Genomic DNA, 13563 nt, shown 5'->3' with positions numbered 1-13563 from the left:
TCACGGCGGGGCTGAAGCGAATGGCCTTTTCCGGGCGTGGCATGGCGTTGGTCCACTGGGGGATTTGCCCCTTGGACAGGCGGGTCACCGTGGCCGAGAGCTTCGCCAGTCGCGGCGCGCCCAGCAGCATGCGCGCGCCGTTGGCTACGTGCAGGGTGAAGCGCGCACCTTGCAGTGCCGTGGCGAAATGCGTCGACAACCATTCGGCGGTTTTCGTACGGTCGGCGTCGCGGCTGCGCAGCTTTTTCACCAGGTCGCCGGTGTTGATGCCTACCGGGCAGCGTTGGGCGCAAAGCCCGGTGGCCGCGCAGGTATCGATGCCCTGGTATTGATACGCCGCTTCCAGTTCAGTGGTGTCGATACCAGCGCGTTTCCTGGCCTGGATATCGCGCCAGATCACAATGCGCTGGCGCGGGCTCAGGGTCAGTCCTCTCGACGGGCATACAGGTTCGCAGAAGCCGCACTCGATGCACTTATCCACAAGCTCGTCGGCGGCAGGCAGGGGCTTGAGGTGCTTGAGGTGGATTTGCGGGTCTTCGCTGAGCACCACGTCCGGGTTGAGAATGCCGTTGGGGTCGAGCAGGCGCTTGAGCTGCCACATCAATTGGTAGGCATCGCTGCCCCATTCCAGCTCGACGAAGGGCGCCATGTTGCGACCGGTGCCATGCTCGGCCTTCAGCGAGCCGCCAAACTCCACGGCCACCAACTGGGCGACGTCTTCCATGAATGCCTGGTAGCGTGCGACTTCTTCCGCGCTGTTGAAGCCTTGGGTGAACACAAAGTGCAGATTGCCTTCCAGGGCGTGTCCGAAAAGGATCGCTTCGTCGTAGTGATGTTTGTCGAACAACTCGATCAGGCGGTTAACGCCAATAGCCAGTTGTTCCACCGGGAAGGTCACGTCTTCGATAATCACGGTGGTGCCGGTTTTACGCACGGCGCCCACGGCGGGGAAGGTGTCTTTGCGAATCGCCCACAGGCGCGCGTTTTCCACCGGGTCTTCGGTGAAGTCGACTTGTTTCTCCACTGGGAAGCTGGCCAGGGAAGCCATGATCAGCGCCAGTTGCTCATGGAGCAGCGAGGGCGAGGCGGCGCGGGATTCGATCAGCAGGGCGCAGGCATTTTCCGATAGCTGCTGTACGAAAGCCGGCATGCCGGGTTTGTCCTGCACCGAACGCATGCTACGGCGGTCCAGTAGTTCAACCGCTGAAACAGGTTGGGTTTTGAGTACGGTCACCGCGTTGCAGCAGGTTTCCACATCGGGGAACACGATCAGGGCCGAGGCTTTGTTCGGGTGGTCGATCACCGTGTCGTAGGTCACTGCGCTGATAAAGCCCAGGGTGCCTTCGGAGCCGACCAGCAAATGGCTGAGGATATCCAGTGGCTCGTCGAAATCCACCAGGGCGTTGAGTGACAACCCGGTGGTGTTTTTCAGGCGGTATTTGTGGCGGATTTTTGCAGCCAATTCGGCGTTGGCCCGGGTTTCTCGACCGAGTGCCGCCAGGCGGTCAAGCAGGTCGCCGTGACGTTGGCGAAAGGCTGAAACACTGGCCGGATCTTCGGTGTCCAGGCGGCTGCCGTCGGCCAGCACCAAGCGAATTCCTGCGAGGGTGTGATAGGTATTCTGGGCCGTGCCGCAGCACATGCCGCTGGCATTGTTGGCGACGATGCCGCCAATTTTGCAGGCATTGATCGACGCCGGGTCCGGGCCGATCTTGCGCCCGAACGGTGCCAGCCAGGCGTTGGCCTGCGCCCCGATCACGCCGGGCTGCAGACGAATTTGTGTGCCCTGGCCGCGAATCTCACGCCCGTTCCAATTGTCCCCCAGCACGATCAGTACCGAGTCGCTGATGGCCTGTCCCGAAAGGCTGGTGCCCGCCGCACGAAAGGTCACCGGCACGCGATCGCGTTGAGCCAGTTGCAGCAGCGCCACCACCTCATCTTCCGACTCGACACGGATCACCAGTTGTGGGATCAGTCGGTAAAAGCTGGCGTCGGTGCCGAAGGCGAGGGTGGAAAGTGGATCGTCGAAACGACGATCTTTCGGGATCAGTTGTGCGGCGTCGCTCAGAAAAGCAGCAGGCAGGCTCATCGGTCCTCCAGAAATAGCTGACGCCGGAATCGCTGTCCGGCGTCGGTTCTTACCCTATTACGTGCAGGTCTCAGTGCACCAGCATACCGGTGAACCAGTAGGCCTGGGCCAAGGTGATCAGCCCGACAATCGTCGCGAAGAACAGGCTGTGCTTGAGGGTAAAGCGGAACAGGTCGGATTCCTTGCCCACCAGGCCAGTGGCGGCGCATGCCACGGCGATCGACTGCGGCGAGATCATCTTGCCGGTCACGCCGCCGCTGGTGTTCGCCGCTACCAACAAGGTGTCGTTGACGCCGATCTGGTGCGCGGTGGTGGCTTGCAGCGAGCTGAACAGTGCATTGGATGAAGTATCAGAACCCGTCAGGAATACCCCGAGCCAGCCAAGGAATGGCGAGAAGAACGGGAATGCCGCGCCGGTAGCCGCCAGCACCAGGGCCATGGTTGATGACATGCCCGAATAGTTGGTGACGAAGGCAAAGGCCAGCACCATGCCGATGGACAGGATCGGCCAGCGCAGCTCATAAAAGGTTTCTTTCAAGGTGGTCAGACCAGTTTTGAAATCGATCTTCAGCACCAGCATCGAAACCAGGGCGGAGAAGAAAATGGCCGTGCCGGTCGCGGAAATCGGATCAAGCTTGAATACCGCCGGGATGGCTGTCGGGGTGGCAACGATGGGCGCAACCTTGATCACCAGTTGATCCAGGTGCGGGATCGCAAAGTTGAATACCGAGCTGTACATCGCGCCGCCGGCGGCGAACATCGCCTTGAACGGCTTGAGGGTCCAGATGGTGACCAGCACGGTCAGGATCAGGAACGGCGACCAGGCCTTGAAAATTTCCCCCAGGCTGTAAGGCGAAGCCAGGGTGTTGCGCGGCAGGCCAAAGCCACCGGCGCTGGCAGTGACGGCAGTGCCGGACGTTGCGCCAGCGATTTGCGCGCCGGCACTGCGCTTGGGCTGCCAGACTTTCAGGAACAGGGTCAGGGAAATCAGGCTGGCCAGGGCCGAGGTGATGTCCGGCAGTTCCGGGCCGATGTAGTTCGAGGTGAAGAACTGGGTAACGGCGAAGCTCAGGCCTGCAACCAGTGCGGCTGGCCAGGTTTCCTTGACGCCGCGCAGGCCGTCCATCATGAACACCAGCCAGAACGGCACGAACAGCGACAGCAGCGGCAACTGGCGGCCGGCCATGGCGCCGATCTTGAACGCGTCGATCCCGGTCACTTGCCCGGCCACGATGATCGGAATCCCCAGTGCGCCGAACGCAACGGGGGCGGTGTTGGCAATCAGGCACAGGCCGGCGGCATACAGCGGGTTGAAACCCAGGCCTACCAGCAGTGCGGCAGTAATCGCCACCGGTGCGCCGAAACCGGCGGCGCCTTCCAGGAACGCGCCGAAGCAGAAGCCGATCAGCAGCACTTGCAGGCGCTGGTCGTCGGTAATCGACAGCACGGAGCTGCGGATGATTTCGAACTGGCCGCTCTTGACCGTCAGTTTGTACAGGAATACGGCGGCGACGATGATCCAGGCAATTGGCCACAGGCCGTAGGCGAAGCCATAACCGGCGGCGGCGAGCGCCATGTCGACCGGCATCTGGAAGGCAAATATCGCCACCAGGATCGACAGTGCCAGGGTGATGCTGCCCGCAACGTGGCCTTTGAGGCGAAACACCGCCAGGGCCAGGAAGAAAAATACGATAGGAATGACGGCGGCCAGTGCGGACAGGCCGAGGCTGCCGAGCGGGCTGTAGAGCTGTTGCCAGGTTTGCATATGGGGTGGCCCCTAATTGTTGTTGGTCAGGCACTGCTTGGAGGATTTGGGTAATTGGTATTACCAATTTACAATCACCGTTGGCTAGGTTAAAAGCCTTCTGGGGGATGTGTCAATTTGCCGCTTGTGAATCTTTGGTCGTAGGTCGGGGTTGGTGGGGGCTGATTGGCTTAAACGAGGGCGTTCTGATAGGTGCCGGATACTCGGCGATAGGCCAGAATAGGGGCCCCGGCGAGTGGTCGGGATGGTGGAGAGTGAGTTATGGGGTTTGATCAGGTGCGTCAGCGCCGTTTGTCTGACGACATCGTCGAGCAGCTTGAGGGCATGATCCTTGAGGGCACGCTGAAGTCGGGCGAGCGCTTGCCGGCCGAGCGCGCACTGGCCGAGCAGTTCGGGGTGTCGCGGCCGTCGTTGCGTGAGGCGATCCAGAAGCTGGTGGCAAAAGGTTTGCTGATCAGTCGCCAAGGTGGTGGCAATTATGTGGTGGAGTCGCTGGGTTCAACCTTCAGTGATCCGCTGCTGCATCTGCTGGAAAATAATCCGGAGGCTCAGCGTGATCTTCTGGAGTTTCGTCAGACCCTGGAGGCCTCTTGCGCGTATTACGCAGCGTTGCGTGCCACTGAGGTGGACCGCGAGCGGCTGACCGCGGCGTTCGAGGAGTTGCAGGATTGCTACACGCGGTCGGATGAAGTGAGTCGGGCGGAAGAGGGCGCGGCGGATGCGAGGTTTCACCTGGCCATCGCCGAGGCCAGCCATAACGCGGTATTGCTGCACACCATTCGCGGCCTGTTCGACCTGCTCAAGCGTAATGTGGTGACCAATATTGGCGGCATGTACCAGCAGCGTACGGAGACCCGCGACATGCTGATCAATCAGCATCGGGACCTGTACCTGGCGATTATCGAGGGGCGTGCCGAGCAGGCACGGGAAGTCTCAACACGTCACCTGCTGTATGTGCAGGAAGTGCTGGAGGAAGTGCGGCAGGAGGTTCAGCGCATGGCCCGGGCGGAACGGCGCAAAGGGATGTAGCAAATGCTGTGGATGAGGGAGCGGGCTCCGTCATCCACATCAAGTCACAAGAAAGTCAGTCTTCCTTGCCCTTGTTGCGCACGGCACGCTGCAATTCCCGGTTGGAATCGCGCTCGCGCTCGGTATCACGCTTGTCGTATTCCTTCTTGCCCTTGCCCAGTGCGATCTCGCATTTGACCAGGTGCTTGCTCCAGTACCACGACAGGCAGACACAGGCGTAGCCCTTTTGCTGCACGGCGGCGTGGAGCTTTTCCAGCTCGCGGGCATTGAGCAACAGCTTGCGCGTGCGCACCGGGTCGGCGATCACGTGGGTGCTCGCGGTCATCAGCGGCGTGATATGACTGCCGAGCAGCCATGCCTCGCCGTCTTTGAGCAGCACATAACTGTCGACCAGCTGCAGCTTGCTGGCACGCAGACTTTTTACTTCCCAGCCGGCCAGGACCAGACCAGCCTCGAAACGATGTTCGATGAAGTAATCGTGTCGCGCCTTTTTATTTTGCGCGATGGTCCCTGTTGGGTGTTTCTTTTGTTTAGCCATAGGGGCGGCATTATAGGGAGTTGCGAGCGCGTCGGCTACGGTCAACCTGCGTGCTTGAGCGTGTTGAATGAATCCCGGACAATGCAGGCTGGTTTTTGATTTTTTTCTTTCGCGAATCCTGTTGTCCTTTCGCGATGTTTGCCGCTCAGCTGTGGAAATAACGCTCACATGACGACGCATATTCAACGTTCGGCCCTGCTGCCTTATCCGGCACAGGCGCTCTATGACCTGGTCAACGACGTGGCGCGTTACCCGGAGTTCCTGCCTTGGTGTTCGACTGCCGAGGTGTTGGAGAGCAGTGATGAGCACATGGTTGCCAGCGTGGGGGTGGCAAAGGGCGGCTTGAGCCAGCACTTTGTCACGCGCAACACGCTGGTGCCCGGGCAGTCCATCGAGATGAATCTCGAAGAAGGTCCGTTCACTCAGTTGCACGGTGTGTGGGTGTTTAAGGCGTTGAACGAGAAAGCCTGCAAGATCAGCCTGGACCTGTCGTTCGACTATGCCGGCCCTATCGTGCGTGCCACCCTGGGGCCACTGTTCAATCAGGCGGCGAATACTCTGGTGGACGCGTTTTGCCAACGCGCCAAGCAAATGCATGGCTGAGCCATTGGTTGAAATCGAGGTGGTGTATGCCGCGGTGGATCGCCAGGTGTTGATAAGCCTGGCAGTAGCGCCGGGTTCAAGCCTCAGGGCGGCGGTGCAGGGTTCTGGAATGGCCGCGCAATTCCCGGAGCTGAATTTGGAGAATTGCCCTTTGGGGATTTTCGGCAAGGTGGTTGCGGACGCGGATGTTCGTTGTGTGCAGGCTGGAGACCGAATCGAGATCTATCGGCCATTGCTGGCAGATCCGATGGAGATACGTCGCTTGCGTGCGGCGAAGGCTGCCAAGGCAAAACAGCAGAATTCATAGCTTGAGAAACGGCAGACAACAAAAAGCCCGGCATGCCGGGCTTTTTATCGAGCGTTACAAACTTACTGCGGGCTGGCGTCCAGAGGTTCTGGAGTTGGCACCGGAACGGTTTGCACGCCGTCGACGCCTTTCTGGATCTCGTCCAGCAAGGAGCCGGGCTTGGCCGGTACCTCGGACTTGGGCTTCTCCTCGTTCTGCGCGGGCGCAGGAGCGGTGGTGCCGTTGTCCTTGCCCAGCAAGGCTTCATCGCGGCTTACGCCCGGTTTGAAGTCCCCCGACAGGCTGACGAGCTGGTCATTGCCATTGAAGATGACACTGACCCGCTCCTGCTGGCGTTCACCGCCACCAGGTTGGATGCTATAGAGATAATCCCAGCGATCGGCATGGAATGTGTCGGTCAGCAGGGGATTGCCCATGATAAACCGTACTTGCCGTCGGGTCATTCCCGGGCGTAACTGGTCTATCATGTCCTGCGTGACGACATTGCCCTGCTGGATGTCGATTTTGTAAACCCCGGGGAATGAACAACCGGCGAGTGCGAGCAGTCCCACAAAGGTGAAACTGGTTAGCAAGAGCTTGGTGTTTTGCATCGGTGGGCGACTTCCACTATCTTGGCTGGGACAACGTAAACGCCGATCATACCCGTATTAAGAGAAGCTGCGAAGCAGCATCCGCGAGAAAGCTAACCATGGTTGAAAATAGCGAACTACGCAAAGCCGGTCTTAAAGTGACTCTGCCACGAGTCAAGATTCTACAAATGCTCGATTCTGCTGAGCAGCGCCACATGAGTGCCGAGGATGTATACAAGGCGCTGATGGAGTCTAACGAGGACGTCGGCCTGGCCACGGTTTACCGTGTTCTGACCCAGTTTGAAGCAGCAGGACTGGTGGTTCGTCATAATTTCGACGGCGGTCATGCAGTGTTCGAACTGGCCGACGGCGGTCATCACGACCACATGGTTGACCTGGATACCAATGAGGTTATCGAGTTCACCAGTCCGGAAATCGAGAAGCTCCAGCACATGATCGCTGAGCAGCATGGATTCGATTTGGTGGACCACAATCTGGTTCTCTACATACGTAAGAAAAAGTAAGAAAGCTACGCAGATTCGCTCTGCGAAACGATCGAAGGCGACCCTAGGGTCGCCTTCGTGCTTTCTATAGAAAGAAAAGTGCTCGGTAAGCCAGGCTTCAGACCTTCGCGGTTACCACCATTTTTTTCGCGTGGGCCAAGGACTCCTTGGTCAGGTCGATGCCGCCGAGCATCCGCGCCACTTCTTCTACCCGTTCAGTCTTGTTCAGCTTGGACACGGCGGTATGGGTCGCATCGCTGCCTCGCACCTTGTGCACGAACAAGTGCTGATGCCCTTGGGCGGCTACTTGTGGCAAGTGGGTGACGGTCAGTACCTGGCCGCGATCGCCCAGCCGGCGCAGCAACTGGCCCACGATCTCGGCAGTCGGGCCGCCGATCCCTACGTCCACTTCATCGAATACCAGTGTTGGCACGCGAGAGGTCTGGGCGGTGATCACCTGAATCGCCAGGCTGATCCGCGACAGCTCGCCGCCGGAAGCTACCTTTGCCAGTGCCTTGAGTGGCTGGCCCGGGTTCGCGCTGACCAGCAGTTCTACCTGTTCAAGGCCGTTGGGCAGCAGTTCATTGCTGGTGTTAGTGTGCAACTCGATGGTGAAGCGCCCGCCGGGCATGCCCAGGCGCTGGATTTCCTGCTCCACCGCGCTGGCCAGGCCGGTCGCTGCCTGATGGCGCAGGTCGCTGAGTTCTCGGGCTTTCTCGTGATAATGGCGAGCAAAGGACGCCAGCTCTTCACCCAGTCGCTCGATGGATTCGTCGTTGGCGTTCAGGGTTTCAATTTCATCCAGCAGCTTTTGCTGCATGGTTGCGACTTCGGTCGGCTGGATCCGGTGTTTGCGCGCCAGGGTGTAGATGGTGTCCAGGCGCTCTTCTATATCCTGCAGGCGGGCTGGGTCGGCATCGAAGTGATCGAGAAAGCGGTTCAGTTCGCCCACGGCTTCTTCTACCTGGATTTGCGCGCTGGTCAGCAGAGTGGTGGCTTCGTTCAGCGAGCCTGATGCGTTATTCACGCTGGATAGCCGGTTCAGGCTGGCAGTCAGGGCGTTGAGCACATTGCCGGAATCACTTTCGCTGCACTGCTCCACCACTTGCCGACAGATGCCCAGCAGGGTTTCGGCGTTGGTGAGGTTCTTGTGTTCCTGTTCCAGTTGCTCCAGTTCCGTCTCGCCGAGCCCCAGGCTTTCCAGTTCTTCCAGTTGGTAGCTGAGCAACTGGTGACGGGCGCGCTGCTCGTCGCCGGAGTTGGAGAGGCGCTCCAGCTCCTGGCGGGTCTGGCGCCAGCGCTGCGCGGCCAATTGCACCTGGCGCGCAAGATCGGTGGCGCCGGCGTACTCGTCGAGGAGTCGGCGATGGGTGTCGGTTTTCAGCAGGGACTGGTGTTCATGCTGGCTGTGGATATCGATCAGCAGTTCGCCCAGGGCTTTCAGGTCGCCGAGCGGGCAGGGCGTGCCATTTATATAGCCGCGGGAGCGCCCTTCGGCCGTGATCACCCGGCGCAGGATGCACGGGCCTTCATTGTTAAGGTCGCGCTCGGCAAGCCAGGCCTCGGCTTCCGGGATATCGGCCAGGTCAAAGGTGGCGAGGATATCGGCCTTGTCGGCGCCCGGGCGTACCACCCCGCTGTCGGCGCGATCACCCAGGGTCAGGCCCAGGGCGTCGAGCATGATCGACTTGCCGGCGCCGGTTTCGCCTGTGATTACGCTCATCCCGCGATCCAGTTCAAGATCCAGATGTTCAACGATGGCGTAGTTATGTACGGACAGGTGCACCAGCATGACGGCCGCTCCCAGGCTTTAGGTCTGGTTATTTATACAGTGTTTTGTTTGAAGGTGACAATCCTGATGTTTAGTCCGATTTGCTTGAATAAATCGCTTTTTAAGCGCAACAGGGAATGATTGATAAGAATTGATCCAGGACAAGTGAAAGACTTTTGGTAACGCCTCAACCCTTGAACCTGAAAATTGTGGCCCCATATACCGGAACAGAAGCGCGAGTCGAGTTCGCGCATGATTTTGAAAGGAGAAATCTATGGCTGACGAACAGACGCAGGATACGCAAAATCCAGACGCCAACCAGGCCGCAGGTGAAGACCTGGCCGCTCGTGTGCAAGTGCTCGAAGAGCAATTGGCAGGCGCACAGGATCAATCGTTGCGTGTTGCCGCCGATCTGCAGAACGTCCGCCGCCGCGCCGAGCAGGATGTAGAAAAAGCTCACAAATTCGCCCTGGAAAAATTTGCCGGTGATCTGTTGCCGATCATCGACAGCCTGGAGCGTGGCCTTGAGCTGTCCAATCCGGACGACGAAAACATCCGCCCAATGCGCGAAGGGATCGAACTGACCCTGAAAATGTTCCAGGACACCCTGAAGCGTTATCAGCTGGAAGCCATCGATCCGCAAGGCGGCGAGCCGTTCAATGCCGAGCATCACCAGGCAATGGCGATGCAGGAAAACGCTGATCTTGAGCCGAACAGCGTATTGAAGGTGTTCCAGAAGGGTTACCAGCTCAACGGTCGCTTGCTGCGCCCGGCAATGGTTGTGGTGAGCAAGGCTCCTGCACCGGTTGCACCTTCTATTGATGAGCAGGCTTGAAATAAGTCGTAACGGCCCCATCTATAAGTCAAGCGTTTAAGTACTGCCGCAGTTAGCCACCACTGCTGCGGCAAAAAAATCTAAGTTTCGGGAGAGTAAATCATGGGCAAAATTATCGGTATCGACCTGGGGACTACCAACTCCTGCGTCTCCGTGCTGGAAAACGGCGTATCCAAAGTTATTGAAAACGCCGAAGGCGCACGCACCACTCCGTCCATCGTGGCTTATGCCAACGACGGCGAAATCCTGGTGGGCCAGTCCGCCAAGCGTCAAGCTGTGACCAATCCGCATAACACCCTGTACGCGGTGAAGCGTCTGATCGGTCGTAAGTTCGACGAAGAAGTCGTACAGAAAGACATCAAGATGGTCCCGTACAAAATCGCCAAGGCTGACAACGGTGACGCCTGGGTTGAAGTGAACGGCCAGAAAATGTCGCCGCCACAAATCTCGGCTGAAATCTTGAAAAAGATGAAGAAAACCGCCGAAGACTACCTCGGTGAAGCCGTGACTGAAGCGGTGATCACCGTTCCGGCCTACTTCAACGACAGCCAGCGCCAGGCGACCAAAGACGCCGGCCGTATTGCTGGCCTGGACGTGAAGCGTATCATCAACGAACCAACCGCAGCCGCTCTGGCCTACGGTATGGACAAGGCCAAGGGCGACCACACTGTGATCGTTTACGACCTGGGTGGCGGTACCTTCGACGTTTCCGTGATCGAAATCGCTGAAGTCGATGGCGAGCACCAGTTCGAAGTGTTGGCCACCAACGGTGACACGTTCCTGGGCGGTGAAGACTTTGACATTCGTCTGATCGACTACCTCGTTGACGAATTCAAGAAAGAAAGCGGCATGAACCTCAAGGGTGACCCGCTGGCCATGCAGCGCCTGAAAGAAGCCGCTGAGAAAGCCAAGATCGAACTGTCTTCGAGCAATTCGACCGACGTGAACCTGCCGTACATCACTGCAGACGCTACCGGTCCTAAGCACTTGAACGTGAAAATCTCCCGCGCCAAGCTGGAAGCGCTGGTAGAAGACCTGGTTCAACGCACCATCGAGCCTTGCCGCATTGCGCTGAAAGACTCGGGTATCGACGTTGGCGCGATCAACGACGTGATCCTGGTGGGCGGTCAGACCCGTATGCCACTGGTTCAGAAGCTGGTTACCGAGTTCTTCGGTAAAGAAGCGCGTAAAGACGTGAACCCGGACGAAGCAGTTGCCATGGGTGCTGCCATCCAGGGCGCGGTATTGGCCGGCGACGTGAAAGACGTTCTGCTGCTGGACGTAAGCCCGCTGACCCTGGGTATCGAAACCATGGGCGGCGTGATGACTGCGCTGATCGAGAAAAACACCACGATTCCTACCAAGAAATCGCAAGTGTTCTCGACTGCCGACGACAACCAGGGCGCCGTGACCATTCACGTGCTGCAAGGTGAGCGTAAGCAAGCCGGTCAGAACAAGTCCCTGGGCAAGTTCGACCTGGCCGAGATTCCACCAGCACCACGTGGCGTGCCACAAATTGAAGTGACCTTCGACATCGACGCCAACGGCATTCTGCACGTAGGCGCCAAAGACAAGGCCACCGGCAAGACTCAGTCGATCGTGATCAAGGCTAACTCGGGTCTGTCCGAGGAAGAAATCCAGCAGATGATCCGTGACGCTGAAGCCAATGCTGACGAAGACCGCAAGTTCGAAGAACTGGCCGCTGCCCGTAACCAGGGTGATGCACTGGTTCACTCGACTCGCAAAATGATCGCTGATGCTGGCGACAAAGTGACTGCCGAAGAGAAAACTGCAATCGAAGCCGCAGTAGTTGCCCTGGAAGCCGCCGTTAAAGGCGACGACAAGGCTGCTATCGAAGCCAAGGTTGAAGAGCTGTCGAAAGTCTCTGCGCCAGTGGCTCAGAAAATGTACGCCGAACAAGGCCAGCCGGCTGACGGTGCTGCACACCAGGCAGAACCTGAAGCCAAGCACGACGACGTTGTCGATGCCGAGTTCGAAGAAGTCAAAGACCAGAAGTAACTTGGTCGCCCGGTTGACCGCTCACAAGCGGTGACTGGTAGGATGTCGCCGCGCGGGAGCTTGCTCCCGCGTTGGCGTGTCTGGGGTACGCGAATTTTTACAGCATGCGACAACGCTCGGATGCTGGCGGTGTGATCGGGAATGCTCCTGCTTTCCGGACGACAGTCACCGCGTTTTTGGCCGGTTTCCGGTTGAAAGCAGTAACGACCAGGATCGTTGAATTGACGTGAGTTGGGTCCGGGCCTGTATTGGGGCTCAACGAGTTTGGCAAGGCTCAGGAGGGTTTTGCCGGACGTCCTTAAGAGTGCAAAGACTTATGGCAAAGCGTGACTATTACGAAGTGTTGGGTGTGGAGCGCGGCTCCAGCGAGGCGGACCTGAAAAAGGCTTACCGTCGCCTGGCAATGAAGCACCACCCGGACCGTAATCCGGATAGCAAAGAATCCGAAGAGCTGTTCAAAGAGGCCAATGAGGCCTACGAATGCCTGTGTGATCCGAACAAGCGCGCCGCTTACGACCAGTATGGCCATGCCGGTGTCGACCCAAGCATGGGTGGCGGCGGTGCCGGTTTCGGCGGGCAGAACTTCTCCGATATTTTCGGCGACGTGTTCAGCGACTTCTTTGGCGGCGGCCGCGGTGGCCAGCGTGGCGGTGCCCAGCGTGGCAGCGACCTGCGTTACACCCTGGAACTGAACCTGGAAGAAGCGGTGCGTGGCACCAGCGTCAATATCCGTGTTCCGACGCTGGTCAATTGCAAGCCGTGCGACGGTTCGGGCGCCAAGAAAGGCTCTTCGCCGATCACTTGCCCGACTTGCGGCGGTATCGGCCAGGTACGCATGCAGCAAGGCTTCTTCTCGGTGCAGCAAACCTGCCCGCGCTGCCACGGCCAGGGCAAGATCATTTCCGATCCGTGCGACTCGTGCCACGGCGAGGGGCGTGTCGAAGAGTACAAGACCCTCTCGGTGAAAGTGCCGGCGGGTGTTGATACCGGCGACCGCATTCGTCTGTCGGGCGAAGGCGAGGCGGGCACTCAGGGCGGCCCGACGGGCGACCTGTACGTGGTGATCAATGTGCGCGAGCACTCGATCTTTCAGCGCGACGGCAAGCATTTGTTCTGTGAAGTGCCGATCAGCTTTGTCGATGCGGCCCTGGGTGGCGAGCTTGAGATTCCGACGCTGGACGGTCGGGTCAAGCTGAAGATCCCTGAGGGTACGCAGACCGGCAAGCAATTCCGTATCCGTGGCAAAGGCGTTGCGCCGGTGCGCGGTGGCGGTGCTGGTGACCTGATGTGCCGTGTGGCGGTAGAGACGCCGGTGAACCTGGGGCGTCGTCAGCGCGAACTGCTGGAAGAGTTCCGCAGCTCCCTGGCCGGCGATGACACTCATTCGCCAAAAACCACCGGCTGGTTCGAAGGCGTGAAGCGCTTCTTCGGCGACCTGTAAGGAAGTGAGTATGCGACGTATCGCGGTGATGGGCGCTGCCGGGCGCATGGGCAAGACCCTGGTCGAGGCCGTGCAGGCACGCTCGCCGGCCTCC

General features: G+C 59.0%; 12 protein-coding genes and 1 pseudogene. 8 read left to right on the top strand and 5 right to left on the bottom strand.

What is annotated here, in order from left to right:
• Both HX846_RS18320 and HX846_RS18315 read right to left on the bottom strand, forming a co-directional pair.
• Window positions 1-2089, bottom strand: a 2089-nt coding sequence (locus tag HX846_RS18320) for an FAD-binding and (Fe-S)-binding domain-containing protein (RefSeq protein ID WP_178965846.1), incomplete at its 3' end; no start/stop codon positions are given.
• Between the two features lie 70 nt (window positions 2090-2159).
• The gene (locus HX846_RS18315; RefSeq protein WP_102604506.1) at window positions 2160-3854 is read right to left on the bottom strand and encodes a lactate permease LctP family transporter; all 1695 of its coding nucleotides are present in this window, start codon (window positions 3852-3854) and stop codon (window positions 2160-2162) included.
• Window positions 3855-4115: 261 nt separating this feature from the next.
• Between HX846_RS18315 and HX846_RS18310 the strand changes: the two genes are divergently transcribed.
• Complete coding sequence (locus HX846_RS18310) at window positions 4116-4883, top strand: FCD domain-containing protein (protein ID WP_003212240.1); 768 nt, start codon at window positions 4116-4118, stop codon at window positions 4881-4883.
• Window positions 4884-4938: 55 nt separating this feature from the next.
• Here the strand turns inward: HX846_RS18310 and smpB are convergent, their stop codons facing one another.
• Entirely contained in the window at window positions 4939-5421 is a 483-nt protein-coding gene (smpB, locus tag HX846_RS18305) for an SsrA-binding protein SmpB (protein ID WP_003212238.1), read from the bottom strand.
• A 168-nt stretch (window positions 5422-5589) separates the two neighbouring features.
• Here smpB and HX846_RS18300 point away from each other — a divergent pair, with 168 nt between their 5' ends.
• Window positions 5590-6024, top strand: a complete 435-nt coding sequence (locus tag HX846_RS18300) for a type II toxin-antitoxin system RatA family toxin (RefSeq protein ID WP_003212236.1) — start codon at window positions 5590-5592, stop codon at window positions 6022-6024.
• Complete coding sequence (locus HX846_RS18295; protein ID WP_087693403.1) at window positions 6017-6331, top strand: RnfH family protein; 315 nt, start codon at window positions 6017-6019, stop codon at window positions 6329-6331. Before HX846_RS18300 ends, HX846_RS18295 begins: the two co-directional genes overlap by 8 nt.
• A 62-nt stretch (window positions 6332-6393) precedes the next feature.
• On the opposite strand, the gene HX846_RS18290 is transcribed toward HX846_RS18295, so the two are convergent.
• The gene (locus tag HX846_RS18290) at window positions 6394-6921 is read right to left on the bottom strand and encodes an outer membrane protein assembly factor BamE (protein WP_003212232.1); all 528 of its coding nucleotides are present in this window, start codon (window positions 6919-6921) and stop codon (window positions 6394-6396) included.
• A gap of 98 nt (window positions 6922-7019) precedes the next feature.
• Here HX846_RS18290 and fur point away from each other — a divergent pair, with 98 nt between their 5' ends.
• Window positions 7020-7424, top strand: a complete 405-nt coding sequence (gene fur / locus HX846_RS18285) for a ferric iron uptake transcriptional regulator (protein ID WP_003212228.1) — start codon at window positions 7020-7022, stop codon at window positions 7422-7424.
• A 97-nt stretch (window positions 7425-7521) separates the two neighbouring features.
• Here the strand turns inward: fur and recN are convergent, their stop codons facing one another.
• Complete coding sequence (gene recN, locus HX846_RS18280; protein ID WP_087693402.1) at window positions 7522-9195, bottom strand: DNA repair protein RecN; 1674 nt, start codon at window positions 9193-9195, stop codon at window positions 7522-7524.
• A gap of 253 nt (window positions 9196-9448) precedes the next feature.
• Here recN and grpE point away from each other — a divergent pair, with 253 nt between their 5' ends.
• The 4 genes and pseudogenes from grpE to HX846_RS18260 all read left to right on the top strand — a co-directional run.
• Window positions 9449-10009: a nucleotide exchange factor GrpE gene (grpE, locus tag HX846_RS18275; RefSeq protein WP_003212224.1), complete on the top strand. Its 561-nt coding sequence runs from the start codon at window positions 9449-9451 to the stop codon at window positions 10007-10009.
• A gap of 102 nt (window positions 10010-10111) precedes the next feature.
• Window positions 10112-12028, top strand: coding sequence for a molecular chaperone DnaK (gene dnaK / locus HX846_RS18270; RefSeq protein ID WP_003212222.1), 1917 nt, complete (start codon window positions 10112-10114; stop codon window positions 12026-12028).
• A gap of 316 nt (window positions 12029-12344) precedes the next feature.
• Entirely contained in the window at window positions 12345-13469 is a 1125-nt protein-coding gene (gene dnaJ / locus HX846_RS18265; protein WP_003212219.1) for a molecular chaperone DnaJ, read from the top strand.
• A 10-nt stretch (window positions 13470-13479) separates the two neighbouring features.
• A pseudogene (locus tag HX846_RS18260) lies at window positions 13480-13563 on the top strand (4-hydroxy-tetrahydrodipicolinate reductase); the annotation flags it as partial.

It is taken from the genome of Pseudomonas sp. K5002, assembly GCF_013386655.1.
Lineage (GTDB): Bacteria > Pseudomonadota > Gammaproteobacteria > Pseudomonadales > Pseudomonadaceae > Aquipseudomonas.
The sequence above is the reverse complement of the archived record's forward strand: the minus strand, read 5'-3'. Positions and strand labels throughout refer to the sequence as shown.

What these genes read in the sequence shown, in the direction of transcription:
- HX846_RS18310 (WP_003212240.1), top strand. Translation starts at nt 4,116, where the DNA reads ATGGGGTTTGATCAGGTGCGTCAGCGCCGTTTGTCTGACGACATCGTC.
- recN (WP_087693402.1), bottom strand. Translation starts at nt 9,195, where the DNA reads ATGCTGGTGCACCTGTCCGTACATAACTACGCCATCGTTGAACATCTG.
- HX846_RS18290 (WP_003212232.1), bottom strand. Translation starts at nt 6,921, where the DNA reads ATGCAAAACACCAAGCTCTTGCTAACCAGTTTCACCTTTGTGGGACTG.
- HX846_RS18300 (WP_003212236.1), top strand. Translation starts at nt 5,590, where the DNA reads ATGACGACGCATATTCAACGTTCGGCCCTGCTGCCTTATCCGGCACAG.
- dnaJ (WP_003212219.1), top strand. Translation starts at nt 12,345, where the DNA reads ATGGCAAAGCGTGACTATTACGAAGTGTTGGGTGTGGAGCGCGGCTCC.
- HX846_RS18295 (WP_087693403.1), top strand. Translation starts at nt 6,017, where the DNA reads ATGGCTGAGCCATTGGTTGAAATCGAGGTGGTGTATGCCGCGGTGGAT.
- grpE (WP_003212224.1), top strand. Translation starts at nt 9,449, where the DNA reads ATGGCTGACGAACAGACGCAGGATACGCAAAATCCAGACGCCAACCAG.
- fur (WP_003212228.1), top strand. Translation starts at nt 7,020, where the DNA reads ATGGTTGAAAATAGCGAACTACGCAAAGCCGGTCTTAAAGTGACTCTG.
- dnaK (WP_003212222.1), top strand. Translation starts at nt 10,112, where the DNA reads ATGGGCAAAATTATCGGTATCGACCTGGGGACTACCAACTCCTGCGTC.
- smpB (WP_003212238.1), bottom strand. Translation starts at nt 5,421, where the DNA reads ATGGCTAAACAAAAGAAACACCCAACAGGGACCATCGCGCAAAATAAA.
- HX846_RS18315 (WP_102604506.1), bottom strand. Translation starts at nt 3,854, where the DNA reads ATGCAAACCTGGCAACAGCTCTACAGCCCGCTCGGCAGCCTCGGCCTG.